21 protein-coding genes are annotated in these 21,820 nt (G+C 44.0%); 3 read left to right on the forward strand and 18 right to left on the reverse strand.

Annotated elements, in window-relative coordinates; all coding sequences use genetic code 11:
• Positions 1–21: 21 nt before the first annotated feature.
• The 11 genes from MSWH1_RS12870 to MSWH1_RS12920 all read right to left on the reverse strand — a co-directional run bounded on the left by MSWH1_RS12870 (position 22) and on the right by MSWH1_RS12920 (position 10,511).
• The gene (locus MSWH1_RS12870) at positions 22–3,084 is read right to left on the reverse strand and encodes a tetratricopeptide repeat protein (protein WP_048129117.1); all 3,063 of its coding nucleotides are present in this window, start codon (positions 3,082–3,084) and stop codon (positions 22–24) included.
• Between the two features lie 358 nt (positions 3,085–3,442).
• On the reverse strand, positions 3,443–3,592 hold the full coding sequence (locus MSWH1_RS12875) for a 30S ribosomal protein S27ae (protein WP_048129122.1): 150 nt from the start codon (positions 3,590–3,592) through the stop codon (positions 3,443–3,445).
• A gap of 21 nt (positions 3,593–3,613) precedes the next feature.
• Complete coding sequence (locus MSWH1_RS12880; protein ID WP_048129124.1) at positions 3,614–3,919, reverse strand: 30S ribosomal protein S24e; 306 nt, start codon at positions 3,917–3,919, stop codon at positions 3,614–3,616.
• A complete protein-coding gene (locus MSWH1_RS12885) occupies positions 3,900–4,487 on the reverse strand; it encodes a GTP-dependent dephospho-CoA kinase family protein (protein WP_048129127.1) in 588 nt (195 codons plus the stop codon). The genes MSWH1_RS12880 and MSWH1_RS12885 overlap by 20 nt, the downstream gene beginning before the upstream one ends.
• Position 4,488: 1 nt before the next feature.
• Positions 4,489–4,674, reverse strand: a complete 186-nt coding sequence (gene spt4 / locus MSWH1_RS12890) for a transcription elongation factor subunit Spt4 (RefSeq protein WP_048129129.1) — start codon at positions 4,672–4,674, stop codon at positions 4,489–4,491.
• A 31-nt stretch (positions 4,675–4,705) separates the two neighbouring features.
• Positions 4,706–5,290: a DNA-directed RNA polymerase gene (locus MSWH1_RS12895; protein WP_048129131.1), complete on the reverse strand. Its 585-nt coding sequence runs from the start codon at positions 5,288–5,290 to the stop codon at positions 4,706–4,708.
• Positions 5,291–5,351: 61 nt separating this feature from the next.
• A complete protein-coding gene (locus MSWH1_RS12900) occupies positions 5,352–5,717 on the reverse strand; it encodes a DNA-binding protein (RefSeq protein WP_048129134.1) in 366 nt (121 codons plus the stop codon).
• Positions 5,714–6,940 carry a translation initiation factor IF-2 subunit gamma gene (locus MSWH1_RS12905; protein WP_048129136.1) on the reverse strand — a complete coding sequence of 409 codons (1,227 nt, stop codon included), beginning with the start codon at positions 6,938–6,940 and terminating at the stop codon, positions 5,714–5,716. The genes MSWH1_RS12900 and MSWH1_RS12905 overlap by 4 nt, the downstream gene beginning before the upstream one ends.
• A gap of 387 nt (positions 6,941–7,327) precedes the next feature.
• On the reverse strand, positions 7,328–8,491 hold the full coding sequence (locus MSWH1_RS12910) for a formate--phosphoribosylaminoimidazolecarboxamide ligase family protein (protein ID WP_048129138.1): 1,164 nt from the start codon (positions 8,489–8,491) through the stop codon (positions 7,328–7,330).
• 348 nt (positions 8,492–8,839) lie between these two features.
• Positions 8,840–9,583 carry a stage II sporulation protein M gene (locus MSWH1_RS12915; protein WP_048129140.1) on the reverse strand — a complete coding sequence of 248 codons (744 nt, stop codon included), beginning with the start codon at positions 9,581–9,583 and terminating at the stop codon, positions 8,840–8,842.
• A gap of 70 nt (positions 9,584–9,653) precedes the next feature.
• Complete coding sequence (locus MSWH1_RS12920) at positions 9,654–10,511, reverse strand: DUF63 family protein (protein WP_048129141.1); 858 nt, start codon at positions 10,509–10,511, stop codon at positions 9,654–9,656.
• Positions 10,512–11,282: 771 nt separating this feature from the next.
• Between MSWH1_RS12920 and MSWH1_RS12925 the strand changes: the two genes are divergently transcribed.
• The 3 genes from MSWH1_RS12925 to MSWH1_RS12935 all read left to right on the forward strand — a co-directional run bounded on the left by MSWH1_RS12925 (position 11,283) and on the right by MSWH1_RS12935 (position 13,842).
• Positions 11,283–12,353 carry an NAD(P)-dependent glycerol-1-phosphate dehydrogenase gene (locus MSWH1_RS12925; RefSeq protein ID WP_048129142.1) on the forward strand — a complete coding sequence of 357 codons (1,071 nt, stop codon included), beginning with the start codon at positions 11,283–11,285 and terminating at the stop codon, positions 12,351–12,353.
• A gap of 328 nt (positions 12,354–12,681) precedes the next feature.
• The gene (locus tag MSWH1_RS12930) at positions 12,682–13,131 is read left to right on the forward strand and encodes a UPF0179 family protein (protein ID WP_048129144.1); all 450 of its coding nucleotides are present in this window, start codon (positions 12,682–12,684) and stop codon (positions 13,129–13,131) included.
• A gap of 75 nt (positions 13,132–13,206) precedes the next feature.
• Positions 13,207–13,842, forward strand: coding sequence for a DUF2150 family protein (locus MSWH1_RS12935; RefSeq protein ID WP_048129146.1), 636 nt, complete (start codon positions 13,207–13,209; stop codon positions 13,840–13,842).
• Positions 13,843–14,139: 297 nt separating this feature from the next.
• Here the strand turns inward: MSWH1_RS12935 and MSWH1_RS12940 are convergent, their stop codons facing one another.
• The 7 genes from MSWH1_RS12940 to MSWH1_RS12970 all read right to left on the reverse strand — a co-directional run bounded on the left by MSWH1_RS12940 (position 14,140) and on the right by MSWH1_RS12970 (position 21,745).
• A complete protein-coding gene (locus MSWH1_RS12940) occupies positions 14,140–15,303 on the reverse strand; it encodes a glycosyltransferase family 4 protein (protein WP_048129149.1) in 1,164 nt (387 codons plus the stop codon).
• Between the two features lie 268 nt (positions 15,304–15,571).
• Positions 15,572–15,856: a hypothetical protein gene (locus tag MSWH1_RS12945; protein WP_048129151.1), complete on the reverse strand. Its 285-nt coding sequence runs from the start codon at positions 15,854–15,856 to the stop codon at positions 15,572–15,574.
• Entirely contained in the window at positions 15,853–16,845 is a 993-nt protein-coding gene (locus tag MSWH1_RS12950; RefSeq protein ID WP_048129153.1) for a DUF4921 family protein, read from the reverse strand. The genes MSWH1_RS12945 and MSWH1_RS12950 overlap by 4 nt, the downstream gene beginning before the upstream one ends.
• 56 nt (positions 16,846–16,901) lie before the next feature.
• Positions 16,902–18,701, reverse strand: coding sequence for a glycosyltransferase family 4 protein (locus MSWH1_RS12955; RefSeq protein WP_082088145.1), 1,800 nt, complete (start codon positions 18,699–18,701; stop codon positions 16,902–16,904).
• A 222-nt stretch (positions 18,702–18,923) separates the two neighbouring features.
• The gene (locus MSWH1_RS12960) at positions 18,924–19,730 is read right to left on the reverse strand and encodes a DUF1638 domain-containing protein (protein ID WP_048129155.1); all 807 of its coding nucleotides are present in this window, start codon (positions 19,728–19,730) and stop codon (positions 18,924–18,926) included.
• 469 nt (positions 19,731–20,199) lie between these two features.
• Positions 20,200–20,994 (reverse strand): DUF1638 domain-containing protein, encoded by a 795-nt coding sequence (locus MSWH1_RS12965; protein ID WP_048129157.1) that lies wholly within the window; start codon positions 20,992–20,994, stop codon positions 20,200–20,202.
• Between the two features lie 181 nt (positions 20,995–21,175).
• Positions 21,176–21,745, reverse strand: coding sequence for a YkgJ family cysteine cluster protein (locus tag MSWH1_RS12970; RefSeq protein ID WP_048129159.1), 570 nt, complete (start codon positions 21,743–21,745; stop codon positions 21,176–21,178).
• Positions 21,746–21,820: the final 75 nt, after the last annotated feature.

Genomic DNA, 21,820 nt, shown 5'->3' on the forward strand with positions numbered 1-21,820 from the left:
TTCACCTTCTTTTCCGGAGCTTCAAAACTTCCCGAGCTTTTCCATGCTTTCTCTCATGGGTTCCGGAGAGAACAGATTTTTTTCGAGCCTTTCCTTAAACTCTTCCAGAATGGAGGAAGGGATGTCAAAGTCCAGAGGTGGTGGAGTAAGTGTTTCAAGTTCAAGTTCTTCCCGTCCCGACCTGTTGAATCTGAACGCCGGAAGGAACAGGAGAGCGGACAAAATCAGAATCGAGACTACATACTCCTTTCCATAACGCGCCCATAAGGCACTGTTTTCCCCATTCGGATAAAAAACCTGGCTTATAATGGATGCCGGCCAGGATACGAAGGGAAGGGTTGAGGCTGCAGGGTGGGACAGCAGCAAGCTGAAGATTATCAGGAAAATTAGCCCGAATCCTGCTTTTTTAATGAAACCGTATGTTTCCGAAGCAAACCACCATTCCCACCAGGCAGATCCTGGATGGCCGGTACGGATATTTTTAAGGAAGAGGGCAGCAGGCTGTTTTACCTCCCTGGAATTTTCAAGTTTCAGGCATTCTTCGAGCCTTTCGGAGGCTTTTCGGAAGTAACGGGCTTTATAGTAAAAAAAGCCCAGGAAGTACAGGGCGTAAGCTTTCAGTTCATTGTCTTCCGGTTCCCGGCAAATAGCTGCCTTTTCAAGTTTTCCGGCAGCTGCAAGGAGTATGTATCTGAAACGTGCACTATCTTCTTCAAAAGAAGTTTCTGCATACATATACCTGGCATATACGTCCCAGAGCAGGAGCCTCTTGTCTTCCGTATCCAGGGCAAGAGCCATCCGAAAAGACTCAAGAGCGTCTTCACATGCCTGTTCTTCAAGCTCCACCCTGCCTTTCAGGTTCCTTGAAAATGCATTTTCCGGAGCTTCTGCAATTGAAGCTTCAAGCTCTTTTAACGCACCCCTGCTGTTCCCAAGCCTGAAATATATCTCTGCAAGCCCATTCCTGGCATGAATGTTCTTCGGATTTGCTTCAGTTGCTTTTCTGTACGCCTGCAAGGCGTTTTCAAAATCTCCCTGCTTTGAACAGGCAAAACCCAGCAGGTAGAAGGGAAGATCCGGGCATGTATCCCCGGCTGTGACCCGTTCGAGAACCTTTACAGCTTCCTCAAACTCCTTAAGCCTTATCAGGGCAAAGGCTTTCATTGCCGAAGCCAGAGTATCTCCAGGATCGAAGATAAGGGCACTATCAAATGCTTCCAGGGCTTTTTTCCATTCTCCGCAGTGTACAAATACAATGCCTTTCCCGGAAAAGGCGATTTTTCCGTTTCCCGACAGTTTTCTGGCACTTTCAAAGGCTTTCAGGGCATCTTCATATCTGCCAAGAGCTTCAAGGGCAAAACCTTTGGCGATCATGAGCATTTCCAGCATGTGCTTTTTTCCGGCAGTGTCCAGAACCCTGGGCATTTCCACTTTTATTACTTCACTGATCTCTCTAGCTTTTTCTGAGCTTATGTTTGTGTAAAAACTCTCTTCTGCCTGCTCAAAAACCTCCAGAGCTTTTTCATATTTTCCAAGGCATATGAGGACAATTCCTCTGCAGGTCAGAGGGGAAATATCTTCTGGTCTGTACTTCGCCGCCCTGTCAAAAGCTTTAAGTGCTTCTTTATATTCTCCAAGTTCAGCAAGAGCAATCCCCCTGTATTTCCAGCTAGCAGCCCCAATTTTATTCTCAGGAAGATTCCCGGACAGCTCAAGGTATTTTTTAAAAGCTGTCTGGAGCTGGTTTTCAAGAGGTTCTTCGGCGTCATTTTGCCTGGTTTTAAGCCTGGAAAGGGCAACTCCGCGGTTGTAGCGGGCAGGCAGGCTTTCATAATCAAGCGTAAGGAGATTTTCATAAGCTTCGAGGGCTTCCCTATACTTCCCGAGTTTACAGAGCACATTTCCCTTCCCATTCCAGGCAAAGGCATTTTCTAAATCAAGCCTTATAGCCTGTTCAAAAGCTTCCAGAGCTTCGGAATAATTCCCAAGCTCATAATAAACTTCACCAATGCCGCTCAGGGTGCAGCTATTTTCGGACCCAAAAGAGAGAGCTTTTTCGTAAGCCTGCATTGCGTCATAATATTTCCCGAGGACAAGGAAACACCTGCCCGTCTCCCCCCAGCATTCTGAATTCTTGGGGTCTTCTTTAAGAGTATTACTGAAAGAATCAAGAGCCTGTTGGTAATTTCCAAGAGCCAGCAGGGCTTTTCCCCTGTTGATTTTGGCTTCAGTAAGAGAACTGTCCATCTGAAGTGCACTTTCAAACACCTGAAGTGCTTCCTCATATCTTCCCAGGCTTCCGAGCAGCCTGCCTTTTTCAACCCTGTTTCTTACATTCGTGGGTTCAAGAGTAAGGCTTCTTTCAAAAGCTTCAAGTGCCTCTTCTCTTTTCCCAATGCTTTCCAAAATTTTTCCCCCGGTTTTCCAGGCTCCTGCAGAAGCAGGTTCAAGCTCCAGAGCCTTTTCACATGCATTCAAAGCTTCCCTTTTTCTTCTCAGAGAAAGGTATGCTTTTGCCTTGCCTTCCCAGGCTCCTGCATTTAAGGGTTCCAGTGCCAGTGCTTTTTCAAAAGCTTCAAGAGCTTCCACACTCTTTCCCAGAATGTAGAGGGAGGCTCCCCTGTGGTACCAGGCTCCAGGGTTATCAGGATTTATTTTCAGAGCCCCTGAAAGGGCTGAAACTGCTTCGATGTGCCTCCCCAATCGGTATAAGGCAAGCCCGCTATAGTAAAGAGCTCCTGCATGTTTTGCATCTCTTTCAAATACCTCTTCGAAAGCCTCCAGAGCCTGCTCAGGAAGGTTCAGGTACCCGAGTGTCATGCCCTTAAAATAATGGGCAGGGACATTGTCCGGGTCAAAAACAAGGACCTTTTCAAAAGCCTCCAGAGATTCCTCAGGCCGGTCCATGTACCGCAGTATTTTTCCTTTATATTGCCAGGCGACCGTATCCTCAGGGTTTATTTCAAGCAGGGCATCGAAAGCTTCAAGAGCCTTTTCAAAATATTTCTCTGACTCGATCGGATTTTTCAGGTTCAAAAGAGCAAGGGCTTTACTGTACCAGGCTCTGGCATAAAGAGAGTGCATATTCCCCCGGGAGTTGTCTTCATAAAATATTTGTGTAGAATTATATATGCGCCAGGCTATATATACGACTACAGAAAATAGTTACTTATTTACTAAATTCAGGATCTAGCTTTATCTTCAGGCTCAGCTTCTGGGTATATATTGCAAAAAAAGCTTGCTGCAAAAGAGCGCTTCATGAAAAGGCCTGAACGATTCCAAAGGAAAAAGGATGAGATACTCCAAAGAAAAAACTTGAAAGGTTTCAAAGAAAAAACTTGAAAGGTTTATGTCCTCTTGAGGAGGACATGATGAAAAGAACCGCAAGAAAAACTCCTGCGGTTCGGGTTGAAAAATGAGTTAGATTGGTTCTTGAAGCGAATTACTTCTTGAACTCGGTATAGCCGCACTTCCCGCAGGCGAGACGGTTTTTGTGGTCGGCAAGGAATATACCTGGTCCGCATCTTGGACAAAACTGTTTGAGTCTGGTTACGGAGTCGCCCTGGACTTTGTAGTAATCTTTTACTGCCATGTTTATACACCTCAGTAAGGCTTACGCCTCTTCTTCCTCAGTTTCTGCTCCCGGGGCAGGGTTCCTTTTCAGGATGAATTCCTGTTCTACTTCTTTCATGCGGCTTACATCTTCGTAGAGCTTGGCATAACCCTTGCTTTCCTGCATTCCGTATTCAGTCTTGATCCTCTGGATGACCAACAGTTCAAGGGGGGCATTTAACATTGCAGCAAGTTTGTTCCTTACATCACTTCTGGAAGGAGTTGAACCTTCATCTTTCACAATGAAATCCAGTTCCCTTCTGTTTAAAAGTGCATTTTTTTTATCTTTAAGGATATTTATGTCCATCTAGAATTCTCCGTATCTTATCCAATTCATTATTCTGATTTTTGCTGATGAGCCTTTCAAAAAGAGCCCTTATTTCTTCCTTCTTTTCCTCAGTGACCTCTACAAAGACCACACCCTCATCGGGTTGTCCGTAAAGGACCACAGACCCCAGTGGAGCCATAAGGATTACCGGAAGGGTTGCCAAATCCTCTTCTCCTCTTACAAAAATGCGGAGAAACTTTTCTGAGGCAAACGCTTCACAAAGGGTTTTTATCAGCTCATCGGTGATAATCCCTGCGGGATTGTCAACCGAAACTTCTTCATAGACCTTATCCCTGTTCCGGGCCGACACATCACTGGATACCGGTTTCCTTTTGGTGCGGTTATCCACTATACAGATGTCCGGAATAATCCCGGCTTCGAGCAAGTGGAAGGTAGTAACATCCCCTACGGATATAAGTTTTGTGGGGTTAGCAAGCTTTTCTATAAACTTTTCTACTGTATCCCTGCCCTTCCCCCTGTATAAAGTACCAAGGGGTCTTTTCATAAGTGGGCGAAGTTCTCTTGGAAGTTCGATATGAACACTCAACTCAGCGCACCTTCAAAGCAAATCTATCCGGGATGTCAACCCCGAGTTTTTTTGCGATTTCCGAGCGTTCCGTGTCAAGAATTATAACAAGTCCACTCCATTCTTCTGCAAGGTCTGAAGTTCCGCAAACAGGACAGGTTTGCCCTTCCAGGACCCTCAAGCAGTGTCGACAGACTTTTTCTGACATTGCAAATCCTCTCTTTTGCTTTCTTTTTTATTCAGGTAGTCTCTTCACCTGTGATTTCCTGAGGCTGCTTCTTCCTGCGGGCTTCTTCGAGCCACTGCAATTTTCCAAGGGCAGTCTGGCGCATGGTAAGCCCGATCTTGCTTTCTTTTGGTTCCCTTTCATTGATGCTGACTGCAACAATTCTGGCTCTTACATGGTCCCCTTCAGCAATTGACTTGCCTCCGGTTTTAGTGACAAGCCTTGCGTTTTTGGCATCATAGGAAATGAAGTCGTCAGTAATCTGGCTTACGTGGAGCAGCCCGTCCATTGGACCCATTCCTATGAATACTCCAAAGCCAACAGCTTCCACGACCTCACCTTCGATAATCTCCTGGAGCTCTGGAAGAAACATTATTGCTTCGAATGTCACATCATAGTATACGGCCCCGTCTCCGACAAGGATATGCCCTTCTCCAACCTCGTCGATATTGTAAACCGCAACGAGGGAGCCAAGTTTTTTGTCAACCTGCCCCTCAAGTTTTTCCCGTAACGCGTTTTTAATGGTAGGCATCACTTCTTCCCCGAGAAGGGTAGGAGGGATGCGAACAGTATCAACGAGTTTCATTAATTTATACATCTGCTAATCACCCGTAAACCTTAATCAATGGAACTGCTGCCCGGAAATGTCCGGTGGGGTTTCAGACAACGTCCAGTCTGTTTTTCTGGCGCAGAGACACGGTCTGGATCCTGTTTTCGACAAGCCTGCGCTTCAACCCTATATCGTTTGTCAGAACGGCCGCTTCCATCTCGCCCGCGAGCCTGAGAATCACATCATCCGCATGCCCCGTACCGGTTATTCTCTTGCACCTGTCCATCATGGACCTGGCAACCTTCGCGGCTGTTCTGTTTGAACCTTTTTCCCGCTTTATGAGTTTTTCGATTTCAAATACAACAGCTTCAGGTACATAGAACTCATTAAAACCCAGCCTTTTCAGTTCTTCGAAAATATCCACTCCGAACTGGACAGGGATCATGAACCCGTTTGTATCAATTATGATTTTCAACTCTTTATTACCCCTACTCCAATGAGCCTCCAGCGGGAATCGATTCTCCTGCTGATAGCAACCATCGCCCCGACTGCTGCACTGATCGGGCGCTTGAGTGACACCTGGGCTTCATTTTTCCGGGCACTTGTTACCACACCTACAGTCGTTGCGGTTCCTATATTGAGCATAAGGGGTTCACTGGTCTTGATTTCATTGATTTTTTCTTCCTTGGTGACTCCCACAACCCTCTCGAGAAGGTGTAATTCCATGACAAACTGGTGCCTGGTCTCAGGAAGAGTGCCCGGTGCACCTGCAATCTGTCCGGTTAAAGAGTCGCCTTTTGTCAGGGTAGGGTCAAGGTAGGTTCCGACAGCCAGAAGACCTCCGGGAGTTGCTTCCTCTACCTTTGTTGCGCCTGCATAAATGGATGAGATAGTCGTCAGGATCGGAACCCACTTAGTGCTGCCTTCGGTGGTGATTTTGATTCCAGGCCTTATCTCGAGCTCGTCTCCGGGGTGAAGTACGCCTTCTGTAAGGGTGCCTCCGATAACTCCTCCATGGATTTCATCAATTGAGGCTCCGGGTCTGTTAATGTCAAAAGACCGGGCGATCAGCATGCTTGCAGGCTTGCCTGCTTTATGTAGAGGAGTCGGGATCTGGGTTTCCAGGGCATCGATCAGGATATCGATGTTGATGTTCTGCTGGGCTGAGATCGGAATTACAGGTGCATTTTCTGCGACCGTACCTTTGACAAATTCCTTTATCTGGTGGTAGTGCTCGACAAGGCGCTCTCTGGATACAAGGTCAATCTTGTTCTGCACGATAACAATATTTTCAATCCCTATTATGTCCAGGGCCATAAGGTGTTCTTTTGTCTGGGGCTGAGGGCAGTCTTCGTTTGCGGCAATTACGAGCACTGCTCCATCCATGATTGCAGCTCCTGAAAGCATAGTTGCCATCAGGGTCTCGTGCCCAGGGGCATCTACAAAAGACACTATCCGGTGTTCTTCCGTTTTTTCTCCGCAGTTGGGGCAGGTCTTTTCCACAGTATAACCCTGTGGAACAGGGCATTTCGGGCATTTCATGAATGTGGAGTCTGCATACCCCAATCTTATCGAAATACCTCTTTTTACTTCTTCACTATGCGTATCCGTCCACACGCCAGATAAAGCTTTAACAAGTGTGGTTTTTCCATGGTCGACATGGCCTACCATGCCGATATTAACACAGGGCTGACTCAAGTTGTAGTTTCCTCCAGTAAAGTGAAGATAATCTGATATAAGGCAGGTATTTATCTGAAATCTGTGCCTTCAGGGATTATTTAACTGCTTTTTCCCCCGGGTCTGCAGACTTCAACTCTAAACCTAATCTGATCTTTAATTTTCACTATGTGGTCCTTGATTTTATGTAATCTGTAAATTGAAGCGGGATTTTTACTGAAACTGGCTTTACATTAGCCCAAACCCCTTCCCCTAGGCAAATTCTGAATTTCCAAGCTGGAAACCCGGGAAAGTTATGTAATTTAATTATTAATTACGGCTTGAATTTAGCAGATTCAGATGATACTTTTAAAGTTTACGGTATCCTGCACAACTCATATCTACTAATGCCGGAAAGCCTTAATAAATTTATGTGACGATCATATCAAGTTTCTCGAGCTCCAGAGCGCGCCTGATCTCAAAGGCAAGTCTTCTTCCCGTACTCATCGGCCTTCTCCAGAGTGAGTTGCCATAGGAATGCCCGACTGACATGTGTACATTGGTCCCGCCACCTACTCTCGGGGCCACATCATAAATATAGAAATTCAGGTCCTTGTCCACACAGGTCTGGAGGCAGAAAGGCCCTATAATTCCAGGTGAATAATGCTCCTGAGTAGCTTTTACATACTTTTCTCCCATTTTGAAGACCTTTTCAAGGAGGGACTCGCGAAGGGTGGATGAGTTGTGTCCGCAAACGGTATATTCCGGGGTAAGCTGATGCTGGGCAAGAGCCATCTGCTGAGGGGCAGGAAGCCTCACATGCCCATCAAGGCTGGTCTCAAAGCGCCAGTCAACGCCAAGGAGCTCCAGCTTGCTCATTTTTGGCTCTATTGGAGAGTAGAACATATCAAGGTTGAACACGGGTCCTATAATATAACGCTCGATCCTGGCATTCTCAAGAGCTTCGCGCGTAATCACTCCCTGTTTTATAAGGGCTTCAGATTTTTCCAGGTATTCCCCGTAGCTTGAAGCCGTGAAAAATCCCCTTTCAAGTGTCTTTACTGCATGGGGGAGCTTTACCATTACTAGCTCGTCAATGTCCTCGGGAGACTCTATCTTTTCCGGGAAGGGAAGCCCTGCTTTTTCAAGGATCCAGTAGTAACTCTGCTGTTCGCTTCGTTCCTCGCTCCTGAGGAGGTTCCTGCTCCCTACCACAGGCACTCTGAAATTTTCTTCGATCTCATCGATGCTGCAGTAGGAGGTAAATGAGCGATTAGGGACAAAAAGCACTTTTTCATCAACCAGTTTCTGCTGGTTCTGGGGCAGGAGGATTTCGTTAAATTTTTTATAGACAACTGCCTCGTCGACAATTCCCCTCTTGATCTTCCCGTAATGGTCTCTCTGAGCCCTGAAGTATTCGGTGTAGGTCTTCTCCCTGCCTGCCTGGCAGACTGCAAGGGTCCTGAAATCTTCCTCAACTGCTCCGTCGCAGATGTCGAGTCCCGAGTGAGAGGCAATTGTCCCCACTTTTATCTTATCAGCATGCGCATAATAGCCTTCAACGATTTCCTTAATTTCTTTCCTGTCAATCATATGTGATGTCTCTCAGCTTTTTCGAGGTATTATATGTGATGTATCTCAGCTTTTTCGAGGTATTATATGTGATGTATCTCAGCTTTTTCGAGGTATTGATACTTCTGTGAGATGGTGATCAGGTGTGATCCTTTATGATTCTTAACCTGACATCCTGGATGATATGCCTGAAATACAGGCCCCGGTGGGAGCCTGCCAGATTTTATGAAATAAAAACTCTGATTGGATTTTTCCCAATAACAGCTTTACCTATTAAAACCCTTTCTAATAGAAGTAATCATTTATATAATAGAGGGTAAGCTGGAGGACTGGTTTGCCTCCCATGGCAGCCTCTATTTTATCTGATTATTAGAGGAAATTAAGGATTAAAGGTGTAATAAAGGTCTCAACTATAGCTGCCAGAAAGAGGAGAGGCAAAATCCAGTGGAAATAAAATCTCAGTCCTTCTTTAAATTCTTTTTTAATCTCGGTAGACCTGCCTATAAGGGCAGAGAAAACCTGGTGTCCAAGCCTTAGCCCTATTCCAGCTGACAGGAATACCATGGGCAGTTCCACTATCCCGTGCGGAAGCAGAGCAAGTATTATAAAAAGCAGACCTTTTTCCTGGGCTACAAAGTGTGAGATAACTCCTACAACATATCCATTGAAGGCAATAAACATTACTGGGAGAACGCCAAAAGCAAGCCCGAGTACAAGAAAAAGCAGGCTTACAAAGGCATTGTTAAGAAAGATTCCAAGCATAATGAATATCGGGGGCATAGCCAGGAGGGGTGCGAAACGGGAGCTGAAACCTTCCATGAGCTTATCAGCCATATCCGGAAAATTTGCCAATGAAGTATAGCCCACAAGCAACGCCCCGAAGAATACAAAGGTAATGATAAGTACATATGGCCAGATAAAACGCAGATAACTGGTAAACTCAGATACTTTTGAGGCACTTCTTCCTCCGGATTGGGATTTTGCATCTCCGGTATCGGCTAAAAAGGCATTTTCCACTGGAGTATATATTTTTTCCTCCCTCTCTCCTTCAGGAGTTTCTGCTCCTACTTCTTCGTTTCTCTCCCGCAAGTAATCGTCTTCCTCTCTTTCCATGTTTATCCCCCATAAAGATTTAATATATTAAATCCTGGTGTCAGCTGCAGGTACCTGTTTACCATTTCTTTTAGATTCCCAGCATCATTCGGATTGTGTTTCGGGTTGCCGGAGAAAGCCCGAGGATCAAAATAACCATCTTAATAAGCATTTTCAGGTTTTCCGACTCATCATCTTTCTCAAACTGGGTATCAAGTGCATAAAGAACCCCTACGAAGATAATTAGCTTCAATGGATACATAACCAATGCGGTATCAGTAAGTTTAATGAGATAAGACGGAAGCACGTGTTTTTCAAAGTATCCCAGCTTATCTATCCCTATGTATGTCGAAGATGCATCCATCATATGGGCAAGCAGGATGGACAAGTTCAGAGGGTCGGTAAAAATCGAGGATTTAAAATGGCGGGCAACCAGGTAAAAGGCAAGGGTCAACCCTGTCCCTGCTCCAATTACGAAGATCGGAACATAAGCGGCTACAATGTTCTCAAAATATAGCAGAGTGCCAAGGTTTAATAAAAACCAGGCAAGTCCGAAACCTGCAAAAACGAGGTGAAAATCCTTCACATGCCCTGCCTTCTGCAGCCTAATAGAGAGCCAGAGGCAGATTACGGTTACCCCGAAGACCAGGAAATAGATATTCGGGGTTATAAGCAAATAGGAGAAAGGAGGATGAAAGATGCCCGCAGGAGAATCTTCAAGCACGCGCAGAGAAGAGCCTGCAAGTACGAATGGCAGGAGTGAGAGGATAAACCTGGGGGTTATCTTTACTTCCAGCTTATTAAGGAGCCTGAAAACCCCGAAAATACAAATGCCCAGTACCACTGCCCAGGTAAAGGTGTTTACAAGGTTATACCCTTCATCGCCCCTTATGGGGTCCAGATAATAGGTATTGATAAATTGTGAAATCTTATCCGCTAAAATACTCATCTGATCACTCATTCAAAATGGCAATAACCTAATACAATTAATACTTACTGTACATAGCTGAATTTGCATACTGGCTCATATATCTGAAACAAACTTATTTCTAAACTATAAATGTAATAATCTCAATGGTGACCGGTGTTCGGTTTAATTACAGATATTTCTTTGCCTTCTCGAAGCTTTGTTTCAGGAAAAGCAAACATATTATATGGGTGTTATATTACAAGGATATTATATCACTTTAGTTATATAATTATTTTATGCAATTGAATCTGTAAAAGGTAATAGTTAATAGACTTCAATAAGAGAGAATTGATTTAAGAGAAAATTGATTTAAGAGAGAATTGATTTAAGAGAAAATTGATTTAAGAGAGAATTGATTTAAGCAATTCCCCTGGCGAAATATCCATGTTTAGAATTGTGTTATTAATATCATTTAAGAATTAAATTAATGAATTGAGTTCTCCTATAAAACTATGCATATTATATTTTGAGAAGTTGTTTATATTTGAGAAGTTATTGATGTTTTCTGCAGGTATAATCACCTGGCGATATGAGATGCCTATATAGATATCTGCTGATGTTAAATACCCGGATGATTAGAGATATCTGCAGTGACAGTTGATATGTTAATCCGAAGTAAATAAGTAAGTAGGTAAGTAAGTAAGTAAGCTTTACTATCGGCTGGTCTAAACCTGTCGTGTTTACGAAAGAAAGTATACACTAAAGAAAGTATACACTATATCTTTATCACAACTAAAAATTCATGCGGGTATGAAATTGACCATCAATAAAAACAGCGCAAAATGGATGCAGCTTCCAAGGGACGTGCTTATCGGGCATGGTGTACTTGAGGAAATTGGAGATGTCTGTAGGGACCTGAAACTGAAAGGAAATGCGCTGATAGTGACCGGGAACACTACCCGGAGTGTTGCGGGTAAAAGAGTGAGCAAACTCCTGGAAAACGCGGGTAGCAGCGCAGAAACGGTCCTTACCTGCAGGGCAACCATGGAGGAAATCGAGAAAATAATGCAAAAAGCCCTCGAGACAGAGGCGACTTATCTTCTCGGTGTAGGAAGCGGCAGGTCCATTGACCTTGCAAAACTTGCTTCAACGAGGCTCGAAATTCCCTTTATCAGTGTGCCGACGGCAGCTTCTCATGACGGCATTGCGTCTTCCAGAGCTTCAATAATTGACAATGGAAAAAATTCTTCAGTACAGGCCCAGGCCCCCAGTGCCGTAGTCGCGGACACAGAAATTATATCGGCGGCTCCATTCCGATTTCTTGCAGCTGGCTGTGGAGACATTATTTCCAATTACACGGCAGTAATGGACTGGGAGCTTGCAAGCAGACTCCGAAACGAGTACTTCGGGGAATATGCGGCAGCTCTTTCCCGCATGGCAGCACGGGTGATAATAGAATCTGCCGACTCGATAAAACCGGATCATGAGAGGTCTGCTAGGCTTGTGGTAAAAGCTCTTGTCTCAAACGGGGTTGCAATGAGCATTGCAGGCTCTTCAAGACCTGCTTCAGGATCGGAACATATGTTCAGCCACGCCCTTGATAGGATTGCCCCAAAGCCTGCATTACACGGAGAACAGTGCGGAGTTGGTACAATCATGATGATGTACCTGCACGGAGGAGACTGGCAGGAGATCAGAGACGCTTTAAAAAAGATCGGGGCTCCTACAACTGCAGAAGAGCTGGGAATAGCAGATAGATATATAGTCGAAGCCCTGTTACATGCACACAGTATTCGCCCGGACCGCTACACAATTCTCGGAAACGGGCTTACTCCTTCGGCAGCCGAAAAAGTTGCAAGAATCACAAAGGTCATAAGTTGAAAAGTTGTTTTCAGACCAAAGCAGAAAATCGGCAACTGTTTGAAATATAATAACAATAAACATAATGATATCTCAGAACCCTTTAAAGCCGGGGTTCAGATCTAGTGGTTCAGATCTAATAAGTGTCAACGGCCCACTTGAGTTTAAAAGAATTCAATTTATTCAGGATAATCCGTCTTAAGTGCCTTACTTCAGGTTTAATCTCAATACTAATTCAAAACTCAATACTAATTCGAAACTCAATACTAATTCAAAATATTTCGGGATAAGCTCCAGGAATCCCGATAAACCAATAAATGCCAGAATTAATTTAAACGGAAGAACTATTATGACAGAAAGCGATACCAAAATAACACTCATAGGATCACGGCTGGCAAGGGAAGGGCTGGAATTTATATTCAAAGGTGAAATGCCTGAGTGCAAAAAATGCCGGCTGAAGAATACCTGCCTTAACCTTGAACCAGGACGCAGATATAGAATCGAAAGAGTAAAAAGTAAAGACATACACGAATGTTTCCTGCATGACAGTGGAGTGCTTGCTGTGGATGTCAGCCGGGCTCCTATCCTGACAACCATGGAATCGAGAAAAGCCGTTGAAGGGGCAAAAATTATGTATGAGCCCGCCAAATGTGGCAAGAGAGAGTGCAGTGTGTATGAAATCTGCCACCCAGAAGGGCTTTTAAAAGGGGACAAATGCAAAATTGTAGAGGTCCTTGAGAGCCTTGACTCAAAATGTGAAGCAGGCAATTCCTTAAAAAAAGTGAAACTTGCCTGGTGAACCTAAACAAACACCTTTTAGTAATAGTAAGATTGATTATTAATTAATAAAAAAAGTATATAAGCGGTGTTATAAGTGCCTGAACATGCAATGAACCAGGTCCCCCCCTATGAATTTTATACCCAAAAGCGCTGGGAAAACTGGCTCGGACGGGCAAGGGAAAGTGGTTTTCAAATAAAAGAATCCGAAGAAGAAGCCGGAAAGGAAAGCGCTGTATTCGTCAATATGGTCGATGACGTGATCCTTGCCTGCCTGAAAGTAATCGCTCGCTTTGAAAAAGATCTGCTCGCTAAAGAAAAAGCTTTAAAGATTCTTGAGGAGATCAGGGATATCGTGCTTTCCGAGGTCGACCCCATTACTGAAGATATTGACCTTATGATCGACTCGGTACAGACCTCTTTGATGGGGGCGCTTGTCGCCTTTGAATGCTATGTTATGGGTGACTATGAGGAAGAATCAAACATCGAAGAACTTATAAAAGCAGCTATCGATGCCGAAGCCTCGGATAACCTTGAACTTGCTCTTGATTACACTGCACAGTGCGGGGCAATCGTGCTCAAAGGACAAAACCTGCCAGAAGAGGTTATGGCTGAGCTTCCATACGGCATTGTTGCAGAATGGCTTGACGGGATTGACTCAATCTCAGCAGCGATGGTAGGAAGCGACAGTTATAAAGAATTCGATGAAGACGATGAGGAAGACACCGTATAACATCTTCCTCTTTAAATTTTATTAATCACTCAGGCTTTTTTAAGCACTCATATTTTCTAAGTATTCAGGCTTTTAAGCACCCATATTTTCTAAGTATTCAGGCTTTTAAGCACCCATATTTTCTAAGTATTCAGGCTTTTAAGCACCCATATTTTCTAAGTATTCAGGCTTTTAAGCACCCATATTTTCTAAGTATTCAGGCTTTTAAGCACCCATATTTTCTAAGTATTCAGGCTTTTTTAAGCACTCATATTTTCTAAGTATTCAGGCTTTTAAGCACCCATATTTTCTAAGTATTCAGGCTTTTTCGACTACTTTTTCATATACTTCCAGGGTTTTTTCAGCTATCGTTTCCCAGTTGTATTTCTTTTTCAGGAGGTCGTACCCCTTCTCTCCCATCCTGTTGCGGCCCAGCCCCTCAAGTACGTAGTTGAGGCCCCAGGCAATGGAAGAGGGCTCTTTATGAGCAATTATTCCTGTCCTGAAGTTTTCAACAAGAGCGACTGCATCGCTTGCAACTACAGGCTTTTTTGCATCCCATGCCTCAAGCACAACTATCCCGAAGGGTTCGTTCCGGCTTGGGACACATACAAGATCACAGGCATTGAACCAGTCTATGACAATATTGTCCGGGGCGTAACCAAGGAAATCACAGGAGTTTCCAATGCCAAGCCTCTGAGCCTGATTTTCGCATTGAACCCGCATATCTCCTTCTCCTATGAGCACAAACTGGGCATCCCGCTTCCTCAGGACTTTTGCTGCAGCTTCAACGAGCAGATCAGGCCCCTTCTGGTAGGACATCCTTCCGGTGAAGAGTACTACAGGAAGGCATGGATGGATTCCGTATTTTCTTTTTATATCTCCAGGATCAACTTCCCTTCTTATTTTACCCACATTTATTCCATTGGGGATCTCCCAGAGCTTATAATCGGGAATTTTGTATATGTGCCTGACTTCGTCTTTCAAAACCGTAGATGTCGTAATTACATCGGAAGCTTCATACCCTCCAAGCCATTCCCTATGCGCAATCTCTTTTGCTTCCCACCAGTCTCCGTGGAGGTTTCCGTTGCGTCCCCATTCCGTACTGTGGAAGGTCAGGACAAAAGGCAGCCCAAACTGGGCTTTAATCCTGCAGAGGACATTTATAGGATGCCAGTCGTGCCCGTGGAGGATATCAAACTCTCCTGCCTCCCCCTGCACGTCCAGGAACCGACAATACATAGCGTCGCACATCCTGTTCATCTGCTCCACTATTCCTCCAGTCCGGTCGCATGCAATTCTGTGGTAGTGGACTCCCTTGATTATATCATCATTATTTTCAAAGCCTCTGGTAAAAAGATGAACTTCATGACCCTCAGCTGCCAGAGCTTCAGAGAGTTCGGATACATGAGGGGAAATCCCTCCTACACGTATCGAATACAAACTTTCCCAACTAAACATTCCTATACGAATCTTTTTCATGGACTCACTCATTCCTTTTTGTCAAAGTGAAGGACATCACGGCTGCTAAAAGTTACAGGTTTCCCCCAGCCTGTGCTGTTCAACTTCCTCAGTTTACCGGACTAAGATCTATTTTCCAGGTTGGTAAACTCAGGTTGTGTTTTCCCTGCTGTGATTACTTTGTACTTATTCCCCTAACCCTTCACGTACCTGTTCTAAACAGGAATTATCTAATATACCTGGTCTACAGAACAATTTTCGCATTACGGATACATCTCTTATACTTCCCTCACTTTATTCCTATATGATTGTACATAAATATATCTCCATTGGTTTTTCCATATGTTTTACACTGTAAACTTTCACTCCAGTTGTTTATTTCTTCAATTTCTTCTATTTCTTCAATTTTTTCTATTTCTTCAATTTCTTCTATTTCTTCAATTTCTTCTATTTCTTCAATTTCTTCTATTTCTTCAATTTCTTCTATTTCTTCAATTTCTTCTATTTCTTCAATTTCTTCTATTTCTTCAATTTCTTCTATTTCTTCTCCCGGATTTATCCTGAGAGAACTCATCCATCCCCCCTCAGGTATGAGGCTGCCTTTTCCGGAGAAACCGTGTTGATGCAAATTCCAGTATTCAGTTCGAACCCTGCAGCAGTGGAGATCCGGGGCAGCAGCCTGAGGTTTAGATGGTACTCCGGAGTTTCAAAAAGCTGGTAGAACATGTGGTTATAGGGCAGGTTTCCGAGTACTTTTGCGTAACTCCTGAGAACTGTTCTCAAAATATCTCCAAGAGCAAAAAGGAGTTCCGGACTGAAATCTCCCAGAAAACTGATATGTTCTTTTGGAAGAATCCATACTTCAAAGGGTCCTGTTGAATAATAAGGGGCAAAAGCCGCAAATTTGCTATTTTCCTGGATAAGGCGTGTTGAGACTTTTTCTTTTTCGAGGAGAGTGCAGTAAGGGCATTTTTCTTTTTCTCTAATAGCCTTCAGTTCCCTTTCCAGAATCGGAGGGCAAACCGGCAGGGCGAGGAGCTGGCTGTGCGGGTGGTCCTGTGAAGCGCCCGCAGCTTTTCCAGAGTTTTTAAACAGGGAGACATAACGGATTTTTTCCCGGGCGGCGTAATGACAAAACCTGTCTTTATAGACCCTCATAAGCCCGGATATTTCAGTGTCAGAGAAATCCTCCAGTTTTTTCCCGTGCACAGGGGACTCCACTATTACCTCATGGAATCCGAAACCCGGGAAAGCTTCAAGCCCTTTTCCGTGAAATCCGGGGGGAAGCGGGGTAGGAGAAAGTGCAGGATAGAGGTTTGGAAAACAGCGAAAATCCCAGTTGAGCACTCTTTTTTCCCCGGTATCGGCAAAGACCCCCCCATTCTTATATACTGCAGTTGCAGGAGGCGTTTTTTCTTCATTTCCCCCGCAGAACACACAGCTTTCAGAGGTGTTTTTTTCGGAAGTTTCGGCTGCCCCTGCAAAATCCGAAGGTCTTTTAGCCCTCTCTTCAGCAATTATGCAGTATTCGGGGAGAAAATAATGCTTTCTTATTTCTGGCATTTTCGGAAAACCTCAACTCGCTCCTTGTTTCTTTTTACCCATTCCCGGAAACCTCATTAATCCTGCTTACAGAAGCGTGCCCCGCTTATCAGTTCATAATACTGGGCTGTGGGTTTTTCCCAGTCCATGTCCTTTGCAAGGAGAAAAGCTTCCCTGCAGAGAAGTTTATATTTCACCCGGTCGTCTATGAAATTTCTGGCAAAGTAACTGACTGCCAGAGCGTAGTCAAGGACGGTCTCGTAGTAAGAGAGGTCTATGTTGTCTACAACTATTACTCCTCCCAGGACTTCTACCAGGGATTCGATAGTTTTTATGGCATCACTAAAACCGCAGACCCGGCTTACCACACTTGGGGTTCCCTCTCTTCCGGCTTCAAGCCCTGTGAGCAGGAAAGGATCATAGCGGGAAGGAAACACTCCAGCACAGCAGCCTGCCATAAAATCCCTTGCTCCCATTCCCAGCCCACCGTCTTCAGTTGAGATGATCTGGGGATAGAGCACAGCTGCAACTGAACACTTTCCTCTTACCATTTTTGCGAAATCAAGCCCCTTCTCTTCTATCATCTGCTGAAGCCTAAGCTCGTTTCCTACAAGCACGTCTTTTGGCAGATTTATAGGGAACCCTTCTGGAAGGTTGGTTTTTGGGCCTTCTGCTGCTACAAGGAAGCAGATCACCTTTATCCCCTCTTCCATATGCCCTTCCATGATGCTGTTCCTTATTATATGATTGAGAGCTACAAGGGAATCTAGAAGGTCAGGGTACCCTTTGTTTTCAACCTCTATGCGGGAGATTGTGAAAATGGGGATGATCTTTTCGGGCTCGATCTTTTCCCCTCCATAATACCTGTACAGGTTTTCGGAAAGGAAATTCCGGATCTTTGCGAGACAGCGTTCTTTCCGATCCCAATCTATTTTTTCGGATGCGATCGTTATTCCGTTTCTGATGACAATCCCGGTAATGCCGTAAAAAAGTCTGGCTTCCTGGCGCGTAGACTCCCCCACTGCCGTAACCGTGTCTGAGTACAGCGCAAGGGCTTCAAGGGAGGCAAGGTTTTCAGGCACACCCGGAGGCCATGTACTATCATTATTTCTTCTTTTTTGAATGGAATTATATCCGGCAGCCCTGCCGGGAAGAGTAGCATGCAGGGTTGCGACAGTATTTGCCGGGACCCCCAGTTTCTTAAGTCTCGCAGGTGCATAAAATACCCCGAACTCATGACAGTGCAGAGAAACCCCGGGACAGGGAATTAAATCTTTACCTGAACCTGTTTCTTCTGCCCAGGTGTCGGCAGTTTTAGGAGCTGAACTTACAAGAAGCCGGATAAGCTCAGAAATCGAATGCGAAAGAGAAAGGTAATGTGTATATTCCGCACCATTTGGCATGCTTTCGTATCTCAGGGAGTCAAGCCCCAGGAGTTCATAGGCTTCGGCTTTGACCTTGCTTTCGAGAGTTATCTCTTTCCCCATATACGTTGAGCGGATTTTTCCAAAATCAGAAGTCTGAAATTGCAGGTAACCTATCCGGGTTTCCCCTACCATTTCCTCTCCTGTGAAAACTTTAATGCCTTCACTTTCAAGGGTTTTCAGACTCTTCTCCAGCTCTCCATCAGTGCTGAGAGGGGCAAGCCCGTTCATATCTGTAATCCTGTTCAAACCCCGGTTCCAGTCCGCCCCCCTGTGCCCGAAATATGGGCCCGCAACAAGGATTTCGGTATCTTCTTTTGCCTTTAGTTTTCCAGAGTCAAAAAGAGCTGCAAGGGTATGTGCCTCTTCATTAATGACGTTCCAAATCCCGCCCATTTTATTTGATGCAGGACCTGCCTCTTCTCCGGCAAGTATTATGAAATGGTTTCCCAAGTCCTGAATTCCCCCTCAGGTTTTTTGCCTTTAGATTATATGTTTATTTTTAATTCCTTGTGAATATTAATACCTATCAATTGATAAAGGAAACTGATAAGGGCGAGAAGGAAGGGAACTATAAACAGGGTAAGGATTAAACAGGATAAGGATTGGGACACATAAGCCTGGCTAAGGAAGAAAAAAAAATGAGCCGGGGAAAAAAGTTTTCAGATCCGGGCTTTAAGCCTGGATGTGAGGGCAGGCATCGAATACTGAAGCTTTTGTTTTTGCGTAACAATTCTCTACAAGCTGCAGTGTCCCTTCGAGTTCTGTAACCTCAAACTCAAAGAGTGTAGCGAATTCCTTTACACAGGCATCAAAGTCTTTTTCGTAGGCAAGACCTGAATTTATCCTTGCAACTTTTTTGTAACCCGCATAGTCAAAGACAAACTTCGACATCTCTATATTATTCGGGTCCTGAGTCATGCCTGCAGCCCGAAGCATTTCTCTCCAGTTTGCAGCCCACATTGGGGTCAGGAAAAAGGTCGCTCCGTCTCTGCCGTTTTTCAGGACCTTCTGATAGTTACCTCTACCCCCGAGCACGGCACTGATGCAGTCGTCAACGATATCTCCGTTTTCTTCTTTCAGGATACAGACTTTGCAGTCCAGGGCTTCGAAGTCTTTTTCAATATTCCCGAGCACGTTTCCGCAAAGCCCGTAAAAGAGCAGGACTCCATCCGAGCAGGGTGCCATAAGTTCTACTTTTGAATAAACGGTTTTTTTAAGGTTTTCAGGGATTGCATGCAGGGAAAATTCAAGCATGTAGACGATCAGGGTTAAACCTTTATCTTTCCCTGCCGATTTTTCGGGGATCTCTTCAAGAGGAAGAGCGGTGTGTGCAATTCCGGCTTTGGCCATCTTTTTCATGATGCCGTCGCAGTCTTCGTTTTCCACCACAAGCACTTTTCCAATTTCAGGGTCATTTTCAATAAGGTGCATTATTTCGTTTTCAAACATCCTGCACCCTATTATGGTTATTACTGACATGTGGACTCCTCTGGCATGTTTAATTCCTCGCAACTTGGGGTTTTCCCCTTTTGAAAGCTGGAAGGGCGTTTTCGGAGGGATTTCATGTAATTTTCCAAAAATTGCCTTAAAGATATATTCTTAAAAAATCATGTAATCAGGTTTTCTACAAAACTATGTTTTCATCTTTAGAAATATCTAATTAAAAATATCTAATTATTAGTCTACGTGTGTTCTTATATACCTGAGCGTTACTAAAATGCACTAATTAATCCTCTGGTATATTCCAATAACTTGACATATTCCAATAACTTGACATATTCCAATAACTTGACATATTCCAATAACTTGACATATTCCAATAACTTGACATATTCCAATAACTTAACGTAATGCCTTCAAGATAGTTTCGAATTTCAAAAAAGTTAATCGTTTTTGAGTCAATCCTTAAGGACTAAAACTCTGAAAACTCTTTTTGAACAAAGTATTTTCAGGCTTTGAGCGGCTTGAGCAGCATATTTTGCATTAGATTGTACGATTTTTGTGCTATTTCAGTGCTGCCTTTAAGTTCTATGACCTCGAAACCGAAGTTAAGTGCAAATTCTTCAATTTTTTCCTTAAAATCAGGTTCGTAGGAAAGCCCTGTGTTAACTCTTGCAACTTTTCGATACCCGAGTTCTTTCAGGTTTTTAGGGGTGAATTCAAACCTCCCGGGCGATTTCTTATCCACTCCGAAAGCGTATTTCCAGTTTGCGGCCCACATGGGAGTTAAGAAAAAAGTATCACTGTGGTTTTTCAAAATATCCCGGTAGCGGGAGTTGCCTCCAAGAGCTGCTGCAATGCAGTCTGCAAGGGGCTGGGCCGGCACGCCTGAACTTCTGTCCTGCAGCAGTTGTAGAGAACAGCCTGTATGGGCAAAATCTTTCTGCACCCGGGAAAATGCATGCCCACAAAGCCCGTAAAAAAGGAGGATTCCGTCTGCAAACCTTGACATCAGGTTCAGGTTTGTATATGTTTTACTTTTGAGTCCAGAAGGGTTTATATGGAGTCCTATCTCCTGAAGCTGGACAATGACGCTGAATTCATTACTTTGCTCCAGGCAAACCCTGATATCGTAAACAGGCAGGAACACCGGCTTGAGCCCCTGAACTTCAAGTTTGTGCAGGAGGCCGATGTTTTCGTCGTCTTTGACGAGGTAAATCCTTTCAACTTCAGGATCATTTGAAAGCACGTGGACAATTTCATCCTCGAATACCCTGCAGCCAATTATTCCCATCACTGTCATGATATAGACTTTGCCCGGGACTATTAAAGAATATCCTTATCGGGAGAGCTAATAACTCTTAGTGGAAAACGAGGGTTTTTAACTTTGGGAGTGCGGAATTGAATCCTTCTCCCCTGTCCCGGTAAGCTCTGGAACAGGTGGATTTTTCAGGGCTGGAACCGGAATGGGCTTTTCTTCAGCTTCAGACCAGGTAGTAACCTTCTTTTTCAAGAAATTCTATGAACGACTCTAAATTATGCTCTTTCATTTGAATACAAAAATCACTATTTTTGTCTATGTTTTTATACTGTTCGGACACGGCACTTAATTTACTATACATTGTTGAGTTTACCGATTTATACCACTGTGCATAATCCTGAATTATTTTAACAGACATCGGACACAATAACAACGTTAAACCGAATCCTGCTTCCGCATCCGGATAAATTACAAAAGGAAAATTTCTACATGCTTCCGGCCTATTATTGTATATTCTGCATTTTGAGTTTAGCAATAATGGACACTGCCCGACGGCATTTATCGCTTTATAACATCCTTCCAACTCTGATTTTACCGCATTCGATTTTAATATATTCACACTTTCTTTATCTATATTTTTTAAGATTTTCTCATATTCTTTTCTGTTAAAATCGATAATATGATTTTTGCAGCAACTCCCATTACATGATTCAGGACAGCTATAATGTTTAAGTATGCTTTGAGTTTTTGAACTTAACCAGTCATATTTTTCGGAACGTTGTTTTCTATCCATAGCATTCACCCGATTGAAAGGAAAAAGAGATGTTAAGTATATAATAACTATCAATTACTCTAATAACTATCAATT

Source organism: Methanosarcina sp. WH1, from assembly GCF_000970005.1.
Classification (GTDB): domain Archaea; phylum Halobacteriota; class Methanosarcinia; order Methanosarcinales; family Methanosarcinaceae; genus Methanosarcina.